The sequence below is a fragment of the Streptosporangium sp. LJ11 genome, from assembly GCF_051918945.1.
Classification (GTDB): domain Bacteria; phylum Actinomycetota; class Actinomycetes; order Streptosporangiales; family Streptosporangiaceae; genus Streptosporangium.
In genome coordinates, this window is sequence record NZ_JBPXMB010000001.1 from 422,037 (window position 1) to 440,629 (window position 18,593).

13 protein-coding genes are annotated in these 18,593 nt (G+C 71.7%); 5 read left to right on the top strand and 8 right to left on the bottom strand.

Going from position 1 to position 18,593, the window contains the following annotated elements; all coding sequences use genetic code 11:
• Positions 1-170: 170 nt before the first annotated feature.
• Both ACTOQ3_RS01930 and ACTOQ3_RS01935 read left to right on the top strand, forming a co-directional pair.
• Entirely contained in the window at positions 171-2,324 is a 2,154-nt protein-coding gene (locus ACTOQ3_RS01930; protein WP_440081630.1) for an N-6 DNA methylase, read from the top strand.
• 254 nt (positions 2,325-2,578) lie between these two features.
• Positions 2,579-5,908 carry a BTAD domain-containing putative transcriptional regulator gene (locus ACTOQ3_RS01935; RefSeq protein WP_440081632.1) on the top strand — a complete coding sequence of 1,110 codons (3,330 nt, stop codon included), beginning with the start codon at positions 2,579-2,581 and terminating at the stop codon, positions 5,906-5,908.
• On the opposite strand, the gene ACTOQ3_RS01940 is transcribed toward ACTOQ3_RS01935, so the two are convergent.
• From ACTOQ3_RS01940 to ACTOQ3_RS01960, 5 genes are all read right to left on the bottom strand, one after another.
• Complete coding sequence (locus tag ACTOQ3_RS01940; protein ID WP_440081633.1) at positions 5,898-6,539, bottom strand: hypothetical protein; 642 nt, start codon at positions 6,537-6,539, stop codon at positions 5,898-5,900. The two genes, ACTOQ3_RS01935 and ACTOQ3_RS01940, sit on opposite strands and share 11 nt — an antisense overlap.
• Before the next feature lie 128 nt (positions 6,540-6,667).
• Positions 6,668-7,129, bottom strand: a complete 462-nt coding sequence (locus tag ACTOQ3_RS01945; RefSeq protein ID WP_440081634.1) for a thiol-disulfide oxidoreductase DCC family protein — start codon at positions 7,127-7,129, stop codon at positions 6,668-6,670.
• Positions 7,126-8,235: a sporulation-delaying protein SdpB family protein gene (locus ACTOQ3_RS01950; RefSeq protein WP_440081635.1), complete on the bottom strand. Its 1,110-nt coding sequence runs from the start codon at positions 8,233-8,235 to the stop codon at positions 7,126-7,128. Before ACTOQ3_RS01950 ends, ACTOQ3_RS01945 begins: the two co-directional genes overlap by 4 nt.
• Positions 8,229-8,786: an SdpA family antimicrobial peptide system protein gene (locus tag ACTOQ3_RS01955; RefSeq protein WP_440081636.1), complete on the bottom strand. Its 558-nt coding sequence runs from the start codon at positions 8,784-8,786 to the stop codon at positions 8,229-8,231. Before ACTOQ3_RS01955 ends, ACTOQ3_RS01950 begins: the two co-directional genes overlap by 7 nt.
• Positions 8,787-8,865: 79 nt before the next feature.
• A complete protein-coding gene (locus ACTOQ3_RS01960; RefSeq protein WP_440081637.1) occupies positions 8,866-9,489 on the bottom strand; it encodes a hypothetical protein in 624 nt (207 codons plus the stop codon).
• A gap of 839 nt (positions 9,490-10,328) precedes the next feature.
• Here ACTOQ3_RS01960 and ACTOQ3_RS01965 point away from each other — a divergent pair.
• The 3 genes from ACTOQ3_RS01965 to ACTOQ3_RS01975 all read left to right on the top strand — a co-directional run bounded on the left by ACTOQ3_RS01965 (position 10,329) and on the right by ACTOQ3_RS01975 (position 14,316).
• A complete protein-coding gene (locus ACTOQ3_RS01965) occupies positions 10,329-12,464 on the top strand; it encodes a hypothetical protein (RefSeq protein WP_440081638.1) in 2,136 nt (711 codons plus the stop codon).
• A gap of 109 nt (positions 12,465-12,573) precedes the next feature.
• Positions 12,574-13,395: an Imm49 family immunity protein gene (locus ACTOQ3_RS01970; RefSeq protein ID WP_440081639.1), complete on the top strand. Its 822-nt coding sequence runs from the start codon at positions 12,574-12,576 to the stop codon at positions 13,393-13,395.
• Positions 13,396-13,401: 6 nt separating this feature from the next.
• Positions 13,402-14,316 carry an immunity 49 family protein gene (locus ACTOQ3_RS01975; protein ID WP_440081640.1) on the top strand — a complete coding sequence of 305 codons (915 nt, stop codon included), beginning with the start codon at positions 13,402-13,404 and terminating at the stop codon, positions 14,314-14,316.
• A 258-nt stretch (positions 14,317-14,574) separates the two neighbouring features.
• On the opposite strand, the gene ACTOQ3_RS01980 is transcribed toward ACTOQ3_RS01975, so the two are convergent.
• From ACTOQ3_RS01980 to ACTOQ3_RS01990, 3 genes are all read right to left on the bottom strand, one after another.
• Complete coding sequence (locus tag ACTOQ3_RS01980) at positions 14,575-16,065, bottom strand: protein kinase domain-containing protein (protein ID WP_440081641.1); 1,491 nt, start codon at positions 16,063-16,065, stop codon at positions 14,575-14,577.
• Positions 16,066-16,357: 292 nt separating this feature from the next.
• On the bottom strand, positions 16,358-16,483 hold the full coding sequence (locus ACTOQ3_RS01985) for a hypothetical protein (RefSeq protein ID WP_440081642.1): 126 nt from the start codon (positions 16,481-16,483) through the stop codon (positions 16,358-16,360).
• A 260-nt stretch (positions 16,484-16,743) separates the two neighbouring features.
• A complete protein-coding gene (locus ACTOQ3_RS01990; RefSeq protein ID WP_440081643.1) occupies positions 16,744-18,201 on the bottom strand; it encodes a choice-of-anchor Q domain-containing protein in 1,458 nt (485 codons plus the stop codon).
• Positions 18,202-18,593: the final 392 nt, after the last annotated feature.

Genomic DNA, 18,593 nt, shown 5'->3' on the forward strand with positions numbered 1-18,593 from the left:
TCTTCTTGGCCGAACTTCCATCGTCAGGCCCGCTCCCGAGTGAACTGAGTCAACGGATAGGCTGCCAGGAGATCTCCGCGGGAAATCATGGCGCCTGCCCACCTGGGCACATGCCGTCATCGCACCTTCCGGCGAGGTCGCCACCGTCCTGTCCCCTACCCGGAGACACCATGCCTCCTTCTGCCGACCCGTCCGTCTCCGTCACCCTGGCGGAGATAGCCAGGATCGCCGGTGTCGGGCGCGCGGCCGTCAGCAACTGGCGCCGCCGTCACGACAGCTTCCCCGCACCGGTCGGCGGTACGGACACCAGCCCGCAGTTCGCGCTGTCGCAGGTGGAGGAGTGGCTGAGACGGCAGGGGAAGCTCGACGAGGTCGGCAGCCGGGAACGGCTGTGGCCGGAGTTCGAGGCGCTCGGGGACCGCGACACGATGGGGAGGGCGATCGCCGCGGCCGGTGCCCGGCTCGCCCGGGAGGAGGCGGGGCACACGACGGACACGACACACGCGGGTGGTCCGCCGGACGCCGATGCCGCCGAGGGACTTCCGTACGACACCGGCCTCTCCGACGCCCAGCGGTCCTTGGTGGAGCGCGCGGTCGGCCTGGCGAGGAAACACGGGGCCCGGGAGACCTTCGACTTCCTGCTCGGCCGCTGGCTCGACACGCACGTCCGGCAGATCGGCGTCACGCCGCACCCGCTGGCGGCGCTGATGGCCGAGGTCGCCGAGCTGGCGCGCGACGGCGAGGCCGGTGACGTCGGCGCCGTGCTCGACCCCGCGTGCGGCACCGGCGGTCTCCTGCTCGCCGCCGCCCGGCAGTGGGCCGGCACGGTGGACGCGCCCCCCTCGGGTGTCCCGCTGAAACTGCTCGGCCAGGACGTCGATCCGACCCAGGCGGCGCTGGCCGCCGTACGGATCCTGCTCGCCGGCCACTCGCCGGGGCGTGAGACCGTCTGGGAGGTGGACGTCCGGGCCGGGAACACGCTGCGCGCCGATCCCCATTCCGAGGTCTGCGCCGACGTGGTGCTGTGCAACCCGCCGTTCAACGAGCGCGACTGGGGATACGAGGAACTCGCCACCGACGCCCGCTGGACGTACGGCCTGCCTCCCCGCACCGAGCCGGAGCTCGCCTGGACGCAGCACGCGCTGAGCCGTCTGGCGCCCGGCGGGACGGCCGTGCTGCTGCTGCCGCCCGGTGTCGCCTCCCGCAGGGCGGGGCGCCGGGTCCGGGCCGGACTGCTCCGCAGCGGCGTGCTGCGCGCGGTGGTCGCCCTGCCACCGGGGTCCGCGCCCCCGCACAGCGTCGCGCTGCATCTGTGGGTCCTGCGGGCACCGTCCGGGGGCGGAGCGGACGCGGGAGCCGGGGTGCTTCTGGTCGACGCGGCCGACGTCCAGCCGGAGCCGTCGGGAAAGACGCAGCGGACGGGCAGGGCCGCGATCGACTGGCCCCTCCTGCGCAGGCGCGTGGTGTCGGCCGTCCGGGTGATCCAGGTGGGGGACGAGGACGGGAACCGGTCGGCCGATCACGCCGTGGTCCCGGTGATCGACCTCCTGGACGACGAGGTGGACCTCACCCCCGCACGGCACGTCCCGAAGAGGGGGACCTCCGCGAACCTGGGCCTGCGACGCTCGTGGAACCGGTTCGGCGCACTGCTCCACGAGTTGCGGAATCTGACCGCGACCCTGTCCGCACTCGAACTGGGCGACGAGGAGCCGGCGGGCCAGGGCACGGTGACCGTGGGCGACCTGCTCCGGGCGGGCGCGGTGACGATGCGGGCCGGGCAGCAACCGGCGGACGGCGCGGTGCGCACCGGGGACGCCCCCGATGACGCCGTACCCATGCTGACCATCGCCGACGTGCTGGCCGGAGGCAGGCCGTCCGGCTGGCTGCCCTCGCGTGAGGCCTCCGCGGGAGAGACGGCGGGCACCCTCACCGTGACCGTCCCGGAGGAGGTGGTGGTCGTCGGCGCCTACCGGGCGTTCGGCGCCTGGGTCGACACCGGCGCCCCCACGGTGCTGGGCTCGCAGCTGTTCGCCCTGCGGGTGGACCCCACGCTGCTCGACCCGTGGTTCCTGGCCGGTTGCCTGCGCGCCCCGGCCAACGCGAGGCAGGCGGGAACCCACGCCTCGACCTCTTCCCGCATCGACGTCCGCAGGCTGCAGGTGCTGCGGCTGCCCCTCGACGAGCAGCGCCGCCACGGCGAGACCTTCCGGCGGCTCATCGCCTTCGAGCGATCGCTGCGGGAGGCGGGGACGGTCGGCGGGGAGCTGGTCGACGGGCTGACCGACGGCATCGCCGCCGGGAGGCTTCCGGGAAACCGGGCGTGATCTTCGCCGGACGACGCCCCGGACCGGACGCGGTCTCCACCGGACGACACCCGAGAGCGGGCGTGGGCGACCACCTGGCCTTTCGCGACGTCGCCGGCCGGACGCGGGCGACACTCCACGCCCCGCCGACATTTCAAGATTCATAACGGGTATCGGGTCCGGCTTGCGCGACCGAACGTGAACGATGTTCGATGTACCGAGTTCGTCCCTGTCACAGTGGTCCGCACCTGCTGTGCCGACCCTAGGTGGTAGGCATGGATTTTCGGGTTCTCGGCCCGCTGGAGGTTCACCACGACGAGGTCCGCCTGGGGGTGGGCGGTCCACGTCAGCGCGCGGTGCTGGCGCGGCTGCTCGTCGCGGGCGGCACGCTCGTCTCCGTCGACACCCTGGTCGACGATCTGTACGGCGACGCCCCGCCGCCGAGTGTGGTGGCCACCATCCAGGCGTACGTGTCCAACCTGCGCCGGGTCGTCGAGCCGGAACGCCCGCCGCGCACCCCGCCGCGGCTGCTCGTCGGACGGCCGCCCGGCTATCTGCTCGCCACGGCCGACGTCGACGCGGTCCGGTTCACCGAGCTGGTCTCCGGGCCGGAGTCACGTCCCGCCGGTGAGACGCTCGACCGCCTGGAGGAGGCGCTGCGGCTCTGGCGCGGGCTGCCGTACGGCGAGTTCCACGGTGAGCTGTGGGCGGCTCCGGAGGTCAACCGCCTCCGCGAGCTGCGCCTGGTCGCGATGGAGCGGCACGCCCAGGCGCACATGGATCTCGGCCGCCCGCAGGCCGTCATCACCGGCCTGGAGGCCGAGGCGGACGCGAACCCGTTGCGCGAGCGGCTCTGGCACCTGCTGGCCCTGGCCCTGTACCGCACCGGGCGGCAGGCCGACGCGCTGGGCGCGTTGCGCCGGGCCAGGGACCTGTTCGCCGACCGGCTCGGCCTGGATCCGGGCCCCGGCCTGCGGGCGCTGGAGGAGGACATCCTGCGGCAGGACGACCGGCTCCTGCTCCCCTCCGTCCCCGCGGTCCCCGTTTCCGTCGCGGTCTCCCCCGCGCGTCCGGTCCCGCACGGCCGGGATCGGCAGCTCGCCGACCTGGAGAGCCTGCCGACGTGCGGCGGCCTGGCGATCGCCGCGGTGAGCGGTGAACCCGGCATCGGCAAGACATGGCTGCTCGAAGCCTTCCGGGACCGTTGCGCCGGGTCCGGCCACCTGGTGCTGTGGGGCCGCTGCCCCGAGACCGAGGGCGCCCCGCCGCTCTGGCCGTGGCTGCAGATCCTGCGGGCACTCGCCCGCGTCTGCCCCCCGCCGGATTCCCGGGCCCTGGCCGGGCTGATGGACGACGAGACGCCCGCGGGCTCGACCGAGGCGGCCCGGCTCCGCCGCCACCAGGCCGTCGCCGACTGGGTGACGGCCACCGCGCGGACCCGGCCCACGGTGATCGTGCTGGACGACCTGCAGTGGGCCGACACCGCCTCGCTCGGCATGCTCGGCGACGTGGTCGCGCTCATCGGCGACGCGGAGAAGGGGGCCTCCGTCACGGTGGTGACCGCGTTCCGCGAGGGCGCGGACCTCCTTCCCCTCGACGGCGTGCTGGGCCGGCTCGCCCGCCACGACCTGCTTCGCCTGCGCCTGACGGGCCTCGGCTCCGACACCGTGCGGGCCATCGCCGCGGAGATCGGCGTCGAGGTCGACGAGGACACCGCCCGCGCGTTGACCGAACGTACCGGCGGCAACCCCTTCTTCGTCCGGGAGACCGTGCGGACGCTCGCCCAGGGGGGCACCCTGGACGCGGTACCCGGCGCGGTCGCCGACCTGATCCGGCGGCGGGTGGCCGCGCTCGGCCCGCGGGTCGGTGACGTGCTCGGGACGGCGGCGGTGCTCGGCCGGGACTTCGACCCCGACGTCGTCGCCCAGGCGTGCCGGGAGGAGGTGTACGACCTGCTGGATCGGGCCGCGCACGCCGGGCTGCTGCTCCCGCGCGCCCGGCGCATGGCCTTCGCGCACGACCTGGTCAGGGAGACCCTCCTGGACGACATCCCCCCGCTGCGCAGGGCGAGGATCCACCGGGAGCTGATGACCGCCCTGGCCGCCCGGCCCGCCGTGGACGTGGCCGTCATCGCCCATCACGCGATCGAGGCCGGTCCCGCGGCCTACGGCGAGGCGACCGGGTGGGCCCGCGCCGTGGCCGAACAGGCGTCCCTCCGGCTGGCGTACGAGGAGGCGGCCGTGTGGTGGGGCCGGGCGGTGGAGGCGCACGGCTCCTCCGCCGGTGACCCGCTCGACCACGTCGACCTCCTGTTGCGGCAGGTCCAGGCGCTGCTGAAGGCCGGGGACCCGCTCGGCGCCCGCGAGGCGCGGGCACGGGCCGTCCGCGCCGCCGACCGCGCCACCGGCCGGGGTGGTCCCGCGCTGATCGCACGGGCGCTGACCGCGTTGGACGCCCCGTCGGCCTGGACGCTGCGCAACCCGTACGAGGAGGTGGAGCTGCGATTGGTGCACCGCTTCGAGATGGCCCTGCGGTCGCTGCCCGAGGGGGACGGTTCCGAGCGGGCGCTGCTGCTCGGCGGGCTCGCGCAGGAGCTCTACGACGGGAGCGACGACCCGCGCTGCGACTCCTTCTCCGCCGAGGCCGTCGAGATGGCCCGCAGGCTGGGGGACCCGCACCTGCTGATGCGGACGCTCAACGCCCGCCAGCTCTCGCTGCCCCAGGCGGCCCATCCCCACGAGCTGGTGGAGATCGCCACCGAGTTGATCGATCTGGCGTCGCGGACCCGGATGCCGGAGTACGAGCTGCTCGGGTGGCTCCTGCTCACCCACCACAGGCTGCAGCTGTTCGACGTGGCCGGCGCGGATGAGGCCGCCCTCCGCTGCGACGCCATGCTGGAGCGGCTGCCGCTGCCCTGGCCGCGATTCCAGCACACCATGTGGCGCGCCAACCGGCTGGTCCTGGCCGAGTGCTTCGACGAGGCCGAGGCGCTGTACCGCGAGGCGGAGCGGCAGGCCGGACGGCTCGGCATGTGGTACGCGGGTGCGGTGGTGGCCACCGGGCGCATCCTGCTGCACTACCGGCGCGGTTCCCTGGCCGACGCCGGACCGCTGATCGACTCGATCACCGGCATCCACGCCACCATGGACCACGACACCCGGATCCTGAGGCTGTGCGCCCAGGGACGTGTCGAGGAGGCCGCGAGAACGGTGAAGAACGGCTGGCCCAGACCGCCGGGCGACTGGTCCTGGCTGACCATGACCTGCCTGCAGAGCGAGGCCCAGGCCGCCGTCGGCGACCTGCCGGCCTGCCGGGCGAGCTACGCGGCGCTGCTGCCGCACGGCGGGAGCGTCGCGGTGGGCTCGGCCATCGCCCTGGCAGGCCCGGTGGACTGGTTCCTGGCCCGGCTCGCCTCTGCGCTGGGCGAGCACGAGACCGCCGTCGAGCATCTCGCGAGCCTGGTCCGGCATGCGGACCGGAACGGCCTCACCGCCTGGCGGGAGCGGGCGACGGCGGCGCTGTCCCACGGGAACGGCGGGAGGCCGAGGTGGGTCCATGTCCACCGGGCACCGCCCGGCGGCCGGGGGACGCCGCTCAGGCGGTGAGCCGCTCGGCGACGAGGTCCACGAAGCGCTCGCGCCGCAGCCCGGCCATGTCCTGGTCCAGCACGAGCGCGCCGCCTTCCCGCCCGGCGGGGTCGTCGAGCTCCCGGACCATGTTGAGGACCTTGTACACGTTGACGATCTGGTAGACGGCGACGATCTCGTAGACGTAGCCCGCCATCGGCGCGTACTGGTAGGTCACCAGGCCGTTCGCCCGATCGGCGGCCGAGGGGGCGGCCCGGAGACCGAACCGTTCGGCCAGCACGTCGCGGGTGATGTTCTGCGCCGCCGTGAGGGCCCGGTCGATCCGGACCCGGTCACCACTGGTCATCTCCCGGCCGAACGAGGCCAGGAACGCCGGGTCCCTCCTCGAGACCGCCGCCACCACCGCCGAGGCGAACTCCTCCTGCCTGGCCGTCACCCCACCGGCCGGACGCACGATCTCCGGGAACCTCTCGGCCACCGGCCCGATCCCCAGGATCAACCCCCGGTAGACGCTCTCCCCGTCATGAACCGAAACCCCCGCCCCGGCCACGGCGACACCCACCGCACCGGCCGCCTGAACCGGCACCGCCACCGCACCGGCCACCATCCCGGCGACCGCGACCGCCAGAACCATCTTCGATACCCGCATCGAACTCCCTCCACGAACGTGAACGATGAATGAAACCCGGTCATGGAACCGGACCGGCCTCCGGCGGTGAACGCGCTCCGCGCCGCCGCCGAGGCCCGCCCGCCCCCGGCCGGAGGCGTCCGGCTCGGTCATGACCGTCCTTCGCGGCGCGAGCCGTCTCCCGGTGCCGGCCTCGCCGCCGGACCGGCCCGCCGTCGCGGGGTGTCCCCGCGTACCGAGCACAGGGGGGTGCCGCCGGGCAGGCGGTGCCGCGTCCGGGCCACCACCGCGTAGACCGGTTCGGCCGCCCAGGACACCGGGGGGACCGACAGGAGCCTCCCGAGCACGCGCCACCCGCGGGAACGCTGCCAGACGAGCAGCGCGGCGAAGGCCCGCGCGCCACCGGCCGGAGCCCTGCCCCGCTCGATCCACCACGCGGCCCTGGCCACCTGTTCCGGTGAGAGCCCGTGGTGCGCGAGGTCGAGGGTCTGCCAGGCGAAGGTCTCCGGCCAGTCCGGGAGGACGCGGCGCAGGGCGCGCAGCGCGTTCGCGCAGAATCCGCAGTCGCCGTCGTAGACCAGGAAGGGGGCGGGCGTTCCGGCGGGCGTCACGGGTGCCTCACGGGAGCCGCCGGACCGGCGTGCGCCGGAGCGGGAACGGCCGGACCGGGAACCGCGCCGGGAACAGGAAGGGGGACGGGGGGAACGGCGACGGGGACGGGGACGACGGCCGTCGCACCCGTGATTCCGGAAGCGGCCGGCGCGGTCGCGCCCGCACGGCGGGCGAGGGCCGGCCACACCGCCCGTACGCGGTCGAGCCGGGCGGAGACCCGCGAGCGGCGGGGCAGCCGGACCGGGACGTCGACCGGGCGCAGATGGAGCACCAGGCAGGCGATCATCGCGAACATGAAACTTCCGAGGCCCATGAGCAGGCCGATCGAGATGTGGAAGGCGACCCCCGCGGCCAGCAGGTACGGCCGGACCGGCCGGCGAGCGATCATTCCGAACGCGAGCGCGAGCTCGATGGCGAGCGGCCCCCACGTCATCACGGTGACACCGATCGGGTTGACCAGGATCGGGGTGAGCCAGGGCTTGGTCCAGCCCGGCATGCCGAAGAACGGGTCGCTGAGCCAGTACCACAGTCCCGTGCCGTCGGCCCATTCCGCGTGGCTCAGTTTGGCCACCGACGCCTGGAAGTAGAGGCCCGCTACCTGCAGGCGGATCACGAAGAAGGTCGTCCAGGCGAAGAACGACCGGACCGGGCGGTCACTCACGTCGACGGGCGGGCCCCAGTGCCACCTGCGCCCGTCCAGCAGCGCGACGGGAAGCAGCAGCAGGGTGATGACCGCGCTGATCTGGTCGCCCCCGTCGGGGATGGTGGCCGAGGCCATCAGGCTGACCGTGACCCACCAGTGCCCCAGGGCGGTGAACCGCGGGCGCCAGCCGATGACCACGAGCAGCAGCAGGCCGATCGAGAGGAACCGGGCGACCTCCAGCTGGTCGCCGGGGACCACGCAGTAGATGCCGAACCGGGCGATGCCCGAGCAGTTGGGGAAGTCCGGCATTCCCTGCGCGGGGCGGAAGAGCGAGGTGCTGTGACTGAACAGGATCGTTCCCAGCGTGCCGAGCGCCATCAGGGTACGGGCCAGGCCGTACACGTTCGTCCAGGGCGACACCCGCGCGAGGCGTGCGACGGCCAGACCGGCTCTGGTCAGCATGTGACCTCCAATCGGGCGACCTTGGCGGGCATGGCCGTGCCGCTCCCGGCCCACGCCCACGGCAGCGGCTCGCGCTGGACCAGGCCGATCGAGCCGCAGTGGATGGGGTTGGGCGCGATGTTGCGTATCGTCACGGCGCTGGGGACGCGTTCGAGGCACGAGGCGACGTCGCCGCCGTCACACGACGCCCACCCGCCGGCGGGGACCGAGGTCTGCATGATGCCCAGCTCCAGGCCCTGTGCCCGGGACCGCCGGTTGAAGCCCAGCACGTTGCGCGGTTCGGAGTGCGGGCCGAGCCGCGCGTCCCGCCAGCCACCCGTGCCCGCGGTCTGCCATACGCCGATCTGCGGCTCGCGCGGCGATTTGGTGAAGAACGCCCATCCTTGCGGGGTAAGAGTGGTGATGGTCAGCCTCAGTTGCTCCTGCCCCGGAAGCGACAGGGCGTTGCTCGGCAGCTGGGTGTGCACCACGTAGAAGATCACTGATCCCCAGAAGGCGACGATGCCGGCGAGTGCCCGTCCGAGGCGCCTCGCCATGGCGTTTTCGGTCAACGGAATCTCCGTGGATTCGTAGGGCCGGGTCCGGTTCCGCGCCGGGGTCCGGCGTGGAACCGTGCCCGGGAGCCGGAGATCAGGCGGCGAGCCGCTCGGCGACGAGGTCCACGAAACGCTCGCGATCGAGCCGGGCCAGGTCCTTGCTCACCAGGGACTCGGTCCAGTTCTCGATCTCGTAGACATTGGACTCGCGGACCGCGTTGGCGACCTTGTACACGTTGACGATCTCGTAGACGTTGCCGAGATAGACCATGTACACGAAGAACGCCAGGCCGGCCGCCTGGTCGACGGCCGAGGAGTCGGCCTTGAAGCCGAACCGTTCGGCCAGCACGTCGCGGGTGATGTTCTGCGCCGCCGTGAAGGCCCGGTCGATCCGGACCCGGTCACCACTGGTCATCTCCCGGCCGAACGAGGCCAGGAACGCCGGGTCCCTCCTCGAGACCGCCGCCACCACCGCCGAGGCGAACTCCTCCTGCCTGGCCGTCACCCCACCGGCCGGACGCACGATCTCCGGGAACCTCTCGGCCACCGGCCCGATCCCCAGGATCAACCCCCGGTAGACGCTCTCCCCGTCATGAACCGAAACCCCCGCCCCGGCCACGGCGACACCCACCGCACCGGCCGCCTGAACCGGCACCGCCACCGCACCGGCCACCATCCCGGCGACCGCGACCGCCAGAACCATCTTCGATACCCGCATCGAACTCCCTCCACGAACGTGAGGCGGTGCGCGAAATCCGGGCCTGAGCCCGTGGGATGGATTCCGGCCACCGTCCCCGCGGACCTTTCGCCGCTCCGGCGGAGAGTGCCACGGGCGATTTGCCGTGCGCTTGGAACGGCGCCGCCCCTCACCAGTGAACGGCTTGGAGCCCAGCCCACAGGGCCGTCCCGGACGGTACGGCCCTGTGGCATTCCCCGGCACGGCGACCATCCCGGCTACGGGATCGGGGGCGTGAGGCGCTTCCTGAGCGGGCCCGCCTACGCCTGGAGGCTCGTGCGGCATGTCACGGGTCGGACGACGGCTCGTCGAACAAGCGATCCTTCAGCCCGCTAAACAACGAACATGATGCACAAAACATCGCATTAATGAATTTTCACCAATAGTCGGCCACCCCGATTCGGGGCACCCCGGACGGGCGGCCTTCATCCGGCCGGGCCACGCGCCCCGGTACGCCGCCAATCGCCCGCCCCGCGGAAACAGCCGGACGGGTTCCCGTCGCCCGGAGAGGCCGGCCGCCCTGGACGGCGGCCGAGCGGTGATCTCGAGGAAAGACCGCGACACCAGGCCGGCACGTCGGCACACTGGGGTGCGACGAAGTCGGCCGATCGCGGCAGCACCCCGGCCACTGAACCCGATTTATGTCTTATACGAGCTTAATTCAGCACTAAACACCATTTATGGTACACAAAGCCCGGCCGCTGGAACCGGCGGAGCCCGGCTGACATCCAACCCCGTATGACTGGCGTCCATTTATCGGACGTGAGCCGTACATCCCCCAGGTTGATGACATATGAGGTGTCGTGACTATGGCGTCGAACGTGACGCGGTTATATCAGGCGGTGCTGCGCGACCCCGCCGCCCCCATCTCGATCCGGCTGCGCCGCACCTTCTCGGAGTGGGTCGAGCGGAAGGGGTTCCCGCCGCCGGGCGCGGCGCGGGCGATGGTCGAGGCCGAGGCCGGCCGGGCACGGCTCACGATGGAACGGCGCGGTGACTGCGGCCGCTACACGCTGGACGAGCCGCACGGGGAAGGGCACCTGCGGACCCGGGTGACCTACACGGAATCGGTGCCGGGCATGACCGGGTGGGTCATCGTCACCGTGGACCGGCACGAGGGGCGCGAACCGGAACGTCAGCGGCGGGAACCGTACCGGCGCGGAAGGCGCGAACCGGAGCGGCGGGAACGGCGGGAGCGGCACGAACCGGCCGTGGTGAGCGTGCCCGGTTTCCTCCCGGCGTACCTGCGCACCGCGCGCATCAGCGACGGCGGCATCCAGGTGGAGGACGGCCCGGTGGTCCTCGACGAGGAGGGCATGGACCGGTTCGTCCCCGTGATGACCGAACCCCGCCGGAGGATGCCGATCCTCGTTCTCTCCGTGGACCCCCAGAACCCGGAGGCGGCGCGGGCCCGTGCCGACTATCTGGCCGGTGCGGTCACCGGCGCGGGCCTGGTGGTACGGCTGGCCGACCTGCGCGCCCAGAACCGGTTCAACAAGGCGATGGGCAAGGAACTGGGCGTGTTCGGCGGCGGGATCCGCACCTACCTCGCCCCCTTCGACCCCGCCGAGGAACGCCACCCCCGCAGGCACCCGCCCATGGGCGCCGCCATGATCCGGGACCAGGGTGACGCCGCCCTGGACCGGATCGTCGTCGGAGCGGTCGGCGACACCGTCCATCGTGAGTTTCCCGCGGACGTCCAGCGGACGCTCCACGTCGTCTACCGGGTGCTCGCCGGACGCGCCGACCTGGGCGAGATCGCCGAGGCCGCGCGCCGGCCCGCGAAGACCGACTCCGCCCGTGAGGAGCTACGACGGCGGATGATGGCCATGACCCGGCGCCCGGCGCCCGCCCCGGCCGGCGGAACCGGCGCGGCCGGCGCGGTCTCCGCCGGGAAGCAGGGGCCGCCTCCCTCGGAGGAGGCCGCCGTCGTCACAAGGAACACGGGGAACACGGGGAACACGGGGAACAGGGAGGGGAAGGAGACCGGGAAGAAGGAGGAGACCGGAGAGAACGAGAGGAACGGGCAGGCCCTCTCCGGGGGCGGCGGCCCGCTCTCCGGGGTGGAGGAGATCGCCCAGGTGGTGGCGGACATGGTGGTCAAGGAACTGCGCGGTGACCTGGACACGGCGCTCGGACTCGCCACGTCGTCACAGGCCTCCGCCGGTGACCTCGCCAGGGTTCTCCGCGAGCTCCACACGCTCCGCGCGCACCTTTCCGGCCTGCGTGACATCGTCGCGGAACGGCGCGGCGAGGCCCCCCTCGCGGACGAGGGAGGCGACCGTCCGGCCGCCGACACCGGGAGCCTTCGCGAGGAGTACCGGCTGCTCACCGAGGAGTACGCCGAGACCGTCACGAGCGCCAGGAAGCTCACCGAGCGGGTCCGCTGGCTGGAGGGCCGGCTCGCCGCGGCGGGCCAGCCGGTGTACGGCGTGCCCGAGGAGAGCCCCGTCTTCGAACCCGCGAGCCTGGTCGCGGTCCTGATCGAGGCCCGCGAGAGCCTGCGCCACATCGTCGTCGGCGACACCGACGGCGCCGCCGCCCGGCTCGACCTGGCCCACCCGGCCCACTCGCGTACGTGGGCGGCGAAGGCGTGGGACTCCCTGCGCGCCCTGGAGGACTTCGCGAGGGCGCGGTCCGGCGGGGAGTTCTCCGGGGGCTTCTACGAGTGGTGCTCCCACGGCTCCTCCGGTCGCCTCACCATCCCCACCGGGATGCTGTCCATGCGCGAGTCGAAGAGCGTGGTCACCCGCGCCAAGTTCAGCGACCGCCGGACCTTCGCCGTCCCGTCCGAGGTGAACCCGGGCGGGCAGGTCCTGATGGAGTCCCACGTCAAGCTCCGGCCCGTCGGCTACCCCGCGCCCCGGATGTACTTCCACGACGACTCCGGCGGCGCCACCGGCAAGATCTGGATCGGCTATCTGGGAGAGCACCTCCCCAACACCCGTACGAACTGATCGGTGGTATCGAGGATCCGCGCGGCCTTGGGTCCCCTGTCGCCTGATTTGCGGAGTCGTCGATCTTCCCGCCAAGCTGTGGGACTACACCAGGGCACGGAGGTGGGAAGTGCGGATCGAGCGTCACCAGGTGGGTGAAGACGTGGTCGCGGCGGCCCGCGAGGATTTCCCGAACAGGATCGGCGGGATGGTCCACTCCATGTCGAAAGCCGGGCCGGTGACCGATGAGGAATGGTCGCTGATCTCGCACGAGTTCCTGGACTATCTCGGAGCGCTCTCGGTCGAGACGCCCGATCTCGACACTCCTGAGGCCAAGGCGGCTCTGGACGACGCCACCGAGGCCGCCGCGGGCGCCGTGGCCTACGCCGCGTACTACCCGATCGCCCCCTTCCAGGTCTTTCTCAACTACGCCAACTTCGGAATCAGCTACGAGCGCGAACCCGAGGGCCGCCGGACGTCCATCACCGCGGACGAGTGGCTCGACGCGTTCTGCCTGGCGGTCCTGGCGGACAAGGCCCAATGGCATGGAGAGGCGTTCCACTTCGCCCGCCAGGCTCCTCAGCGGGGCGGGGCCGGGCGTCCGGCCGTCGAGCTCATCAACGGCTTGATGGCGTACGTCATCGGCGATACCGGGGACGACGAGGCGGACTTTCCGCCGTCCGGGGAGCAGCGGCTGACCGCGATCGACGCGGCGCTGGGCCGGGTGCGCGCCCTGGCCGGCGAGCTCGGCGCAAGCCTCGTCGATCACCCGCACGGCATCGCGCTCCGCGCGTTGCGTGCCTTGAGCGCCGAGGACCCGGAGACCTTCCGCGCGGAACTGGTCAACCTGCTCCTCTCCCACAGCACCAGGCCCCATCGCGCCAGGCCCCGTACTCTGCTTCCTCTCCTCCCGCTCGCTCTCGCCGCCCTCGCCCACCACCGGCACGGCTAGCCGCCGATGATCGAAACCGGCTATCTCCCGCGCGCGCTGGTGACCGGATTCGAGACCCGGGGGCCACGGGTGCAGGAGTACGGCCGTAACCGGCGTTCGGACGCGGTCGCCGAACTGGTCGCCGGACCCGTGACAGTGCGGCGGCCCGAGAGTCCGCGGCCCATCGATCCGGAGAGCGAGGCCCTGTTCGAGCAGTACACCCGGGAAGCCATCACACCGGCGGCCGGAGACCCCCTGCGGCCCTGGCAACTGGGGCACGCGATGGGACACCAGAGGCGTCTCTTCCAAGCACGTGCCTCGCTGTCGGCCGACGTCACAGACCCGCAGCGGAAGAATCTGCGCCTTGCCTCCCGACTCGGCGCCGCGTTGTTCCGCGCCGCCCTCGCCGAGCCGGGCACCGACGTTGAGATGACGGTCGACGACCGCACTCTCACCGTGCCCGCCCACGACGATGCCGAGCCCGGCCTCTGGGACGCCGCCATGAACTTCGCCCTGATCACCGGTGATCGTGAGGACCTGGCCCCCGTCGTCCTGGCCGGCGCCGCCGTCCTCCGCGACGACGCCTCCGCCTTCGCCTCCTACCGCCGCGCTCTCCACGACTACCTGCGCGGCGTCGAGCCGAAACCCGCCACCGACCGCGCGCTGCTCGATTGCCGGAAGGCGAAGAACTGGGGCTTCCTCCCACCACCGGCGGTGCTGTTCTCCCAGTTGGTCGAAGGCGACGAGGAAAGCTTCAACCTGGCCCTCCTCGACGCCCTCGAGGCACACCGTGATCACTACAGCGTCGCCACCCGCGCGGACGATCTCGAAGCCGCGATCAACCTCGACATCCTGGCGCTGGCCTGCCATGCCCGCCGCCGGGGCTGGACCGTCCGAGTCACCTCCCCTTACCTGCCGGCCGGTGTCCTTCGAGGCGTATGAGCCGATCTCAGGACGCGATCGGCAGGCGGTGCCACCCGCCACCTCGCGGCCGCGTCGGCACCGGCGGGACCACTCGCTCGAACGACTCCCACGACTCATCGGGCACCAGCCGTTGAGGGAACGCGTCCGCGATCGCTTCAACGATCGATCCGCGGACGAGTCATGCTCCTGATCGCCGGAGGCCCGCGCCGCGCGATTCCGTGAACCTTCTCCCCGCGTCGTCGCAGCCCGGTGACGACACCCTGGCCGGCGAGCCCGTCAGCGGTCGGAGAGCCCTTGGAGGATCGCGCGGACCTTTCCGGCGTTGTGGTGGTACGGGCCGTATCTGCGTTCGAGGTCCGGCAGCAGCTCGCCGAGCAGCCGTTTGGCCCGCCCCTTGTTGCCCGCGTCGAGTTCCACCATCCCGATCTGGCGCCGGATCTCCAGGATCCGTTCCTCTCCCGCGCCGAACCGCCTCTCGTCGGCCAGCAGCCGCCGGAGCTGGGTCAGGGCGAGGTTCGTCTCCCCGATCGCCGCGTGGCACCCCGCCTCCATCAACCGGCACCGCAGGGCGAGGTTGTTGCCCGGCCCCTCCACCCTGGCGACGTCGGCCGCGAGCCGCTGGAACTCGGGCGCCGCCCGGCGGTAGTCACCGCCCAGGAAGAGGGCCTCGGCGAGCTCGATCCGCAGGTCGACCACGGCGGAGCTCGTCGAGCCGAAGGAGCCCGCGGCGGGCCCGACCACCTCGGCCAGGAGGTCCGCCGCCTGGCCGAAACGGGCTTCCGCCTTGAGAAGATCGGCCTCCTTGCGAGCGCGCTCGATGTCGGCCCGCTCGATCTGCACCAGTCCCGTGGCACGCCTGATCCGCGCCGGCCGTACCGGATGGGAGGGCCGCCGGTCGTCGGCCCGCGTGGAGGAGATCCGTCCGAGGACGGTGGCGTACATGCGCACCGAGTGGGACGCGTCCAGGTCGACGTAGCCGGTGAAGGGCGGCAGCTCGCGGCAGAAGTCGAGCAGCCGCTCGTAGACGACGTCCGCGCTCGCCGGCCGCTCCTCGGGTGTCTTCGCGAGCAGCCGCAGGACGAGCCGTTCCAGCCCCTCGGGGACGTCCTGCCGTCTCGCGCGCAACGGCCGGGGGGCGGCGTCGGTGTGGTTGCGCATCGAGGCCAGCGGGGTGGGCGCGGCGAACTGGTTGTTCCCGGCGAGCATCTCGTCCAGGATCACGCCGAGGGAGTAGAGGTCGCTCCGTGGTCCCGCGGTCCCGGCCATGGCCTGCTCCGGCGCCATGTAGGCCGGGGTGCCGAGCACCTCGCCCGTCCTCGTGAGGTTCGTCGTGTCCGTGGGGGCGAGCGCGGCGGCGATGCCGAAGTCGAGGACCTTGACCGTGCCGTCGGGGCAGAGCATCAGGTTGCCCGGTTTGAGGTCGCGGTGGACCAGAGAGTTGGCGTGGGCCACGGCCAGGACCGAGCACACCTGGGCGGCGATCGCCGCGGCCCAGGCCACGGGCACCTCCGTCTCGTCGAGCAGCGTCGCGACGGAACACCCCCTGACGAGTTGCATGACCATGTAGAGGTCGTCACCGTGCGGCCCGCAGTCGTAGATGGTCGGCACTCCGGGGTGTTCCAGCCGGGCGGTGATCCGCGACTCGCGTACGAAACGCCTGACCAGTTCCTCGTCCCGGCGACCATCGGGAAACCTGTCGGCTTTGATGAATTTGATGGCGATCTGCCGATCCAGGCGTTTGTCGTAGCCGAACCAGACCTCTCCCATTCCGCCGGAGCGACGCGACGTGGGATCCAACTCGTATCGGCCACCGATGATCGTTCCTCTGCCCAAAACGATCCGCCCTCCAGAAACGCCCCGTCTTCCCCAGGAAAATGTAGCGCTCCCGGAGTCCCGTCGTCGTGGACGAAGGTTTCTCCAGGTCACCGCCCCGCGATCGGATCGGTTCGCGCCGGGCGAGGTCGTCGAATGCGTCACGTGTCCGCGACCCGGCTTTTCCCACGCGCACGTGGTACCGGTCAATTCCCGTGTCACTTCCGGAAGCAGGGCTGAAGCGTTCTCATGTTGTGAGACCGAGTAGCTGGAACACGTCCTCCGGGTGGCTGCGGTAGTGGTCGGTGGCGGCGATGTCGGTCCAGCCGATCGGACGGGCCAGGCCGATGGCCGGGTTGCGCGGGCTCGCCACGATCGGGGGCGCGGCGCCGATCCGCGCCCGCGAGGCGTCCTCGCGGTAGGTGACATCGCCTCCTTCGATGTCTCGACGAACACGCTGCCGTCCAGCGGTCGGCGCAGGTTCTCGTACACCGGGATCGAGGAACGGCCCGGCGGCGCACCGCCGCCGGGCTTGATGACGCTGAGCTGGTCCGGGGCCGGCACGGACGGTGGCCAAGGCCGGTCCGCCGCAGCCGGTGGGCCGCCTCGGACCGGCGTGCGTGGTGTCCGGTCTCAGCCGATCTCGACCGAGCCGGTGTCGCAGACGGCCGAGCCGTTGGCGTCACCGTCGCGGGGGCGGGAGACGCCTCGCTGGTCGGTCGCGGGGCAGTTGAACAGCGCGCCGGAGGTACCCGAGTCGGCGAAGTCCACGGCCGGGCTGCCGCTGAGCGGCGGCCGGTTCGTGGTCGTCCCGCCGTTCTGCGCCATGGCGCCCACCCGCGGGTCGAGCGGGGCGGCGGGATCCCGGCTGACCCGGTCGAAGTTCAGGCTCTCGCCCCAGAACGTGTCGCGGACGACACACGTTCCGGTGAGGAGCCCGATCACGTTGTTGCGGAACGAGGTGAACCGGAAGGCGTCAAGACTGTGGCAGTCAGGAGTGAAGGAGGCATCGAAGTGGGAGCGGTTGTCGGTGTTCCCCGCCAGAATCGTTCCGCCCATGTTGACCTGACCGCCGGCGTTGGCGATCCCGCCGCCCAACTTCTCGTCGTCGGCCCCGGACACGTTGGCCTGGTTGCCCACGATCGTCGAGAACCCGATGTTGAGTGTGCCCTTCGGTCCGGTGCCGTAACCCCGGTTGAGGATTCCCCCGCCGCTGTTGCGCGCGGTATTGCCGGTGATGGTGCTGTTGCTGATCGTCATCTGACCGAAATTGTTGGTGATACCGCCGCCGCGCAACGAGAAATTGTTGCTGATCGTACTGCGGTCGATGGTGACCGAGCCGGTGCTGAAGTTGTGGATGCCGCCGCCCTCGGCGGTCACGCCTCGACCACCGAAGCTGGACAGGTTGCGGTTGTTGTCGACGGTACTCTCGAGCAGGTTCAGTCGCCCCGCGTTGGCGATGCCGCTGCCCTGCTCTGTCGTGACATTGTCACGCACGGTCACTCGCGTCAGCGACACCGATCCGGCCCGGATCAGCAGGCCGCCGCCGCTGCCGAAGCTGGAATGCTCCTCCTCGCCGCCGTTGGTCACCGTCAGGTTGCGGATGTCGACGACGGCCGACACGTTGTCGACCTCGAACACGCTGCTGAACCGACCACCGTTGACGGTGGACCCGGTTCCGCTGGGCGTGGCCCCCCCGAGGATCGTCACGCTGTCGGTGATGTCCAGGTCCCGGGAGCTCGGGCGGCCGGCCGGCTCCGCGGGGTCGACGGTGGCGGCCGACTGCTGCACTCCACCGGCGAAACCCAGCCGGTAGGTGCCGCCCTGCAAATGGATCGTGTCCGCGCCCGCGGTCGCGTTGGCCTGCTGGATCGCCGCCCGCAGGGAGCAGTTTCCGGCTGAGGTCAGGCAGACGTTGTCAGCGAGGTTGGTGTCACGACGGTCGTCGAAGCTGTTGACGTTGAAGGTGACCGCGGCCTGGGCCGGGAGCGCGAGGACGGTCGCCTCGAGCGTGACGCCCACGACGGCGACGACAGACGCCACCAGCAGCACGCCGAGCCGCCGGGGACCTGTGATGACGGTGCCCCTCATCGCCTTCCCTTTCGTCGCGAGAACGCGCGATCCTTCCAGCGCCGGAATGCCGAGGAGCGCAGAACCTCTCGGCTCGTCCGCTCAGGATCGGCGCCGAACCACTGCCGCACGAACGGGCCATGCAAACGGAGGTGGAGTTGCCCCGTTTTGATGGACACATCAGGGCTTTCGGCTGCACGACAGCGCAGTCGTCTTCGTGAATGGGCCTGAGGACTTGGTGTCGCCGATATTCGGCGGGGCTGAGCTGTCCGTTCGCGGAATGGCGGCGTCGTGGATTGTAGGACCATGTCCTGCACCGTCATCTCGTTTCCTTCTCCCGATCGGGAACCGACTCTTGCGTCCCCAGCATCGGTAACCGGTGGCCTGTGCAGGTAGAGCAGTCATTACTCATT

Bases quoted from the DNA above. Each gene is read 5' to 3' on its own strand.
- ACTOQ3_RS01930 (WP_440081630.1), top strand. From the start codon at position 171: ATGCCTCCTTCTGCCGACCCGTCCGTCTCCGTCACCCTGGCGGAGATA.
- ACTOQ3_RS01935 (WP_440081632.1), top strand. From the start codon at position 2,579: ATGGATTTTCGGGTTCTCGGCCCGCTGGAGGTTCACCACGACGAGGTC.
- ACTOQ3_RS01940 (WP_440081633.1), bottom strand. From the start codon at position 6,539: ATGCGGGTATCGAAGATGGTTCTGGCGGTCGCGGTCGCCGGGATGGTG.
- ACTOQ3_RS01950 (WP_440081635.1), bottom strand. From the start codon at position 8,235: ATGCTGACCAGAGCCGGTCTGGCCGTCGCACGCCTCGCGCGGGTGTCG.
- ACTOQ3_RS01960 (WP_440081637.1), bottom strand. From the start codon at position 9,489: ATGCGGGTATCGAAGATGGTTCTGGCGGTCGCGGTCGCCGGGATGGTG.
- ACTOQ3_RS01975 (WP_440081640.1), top strand. From the start codon at position 13,402: ATGATCGAAACCGGCTATCTCCCGCGCGCGCTGGTGACCGGATTCGAG.
- ACTOQ3_RS01980 (WP_440081641.1), bottom strand. From the start codon at position 16,065: ATGGGAGAGGTCTGGTTCGGCTACGACAAACGCCTGGATCGGCAGATC.
- ACTOQ3_RS01990 (WP_440081643.1), bottom strand. From the start codon at position 18,201: ATGAGGGGCACCGTCATCACAGGTCCCCGGCGGCTCGGCGTGCTGCTG.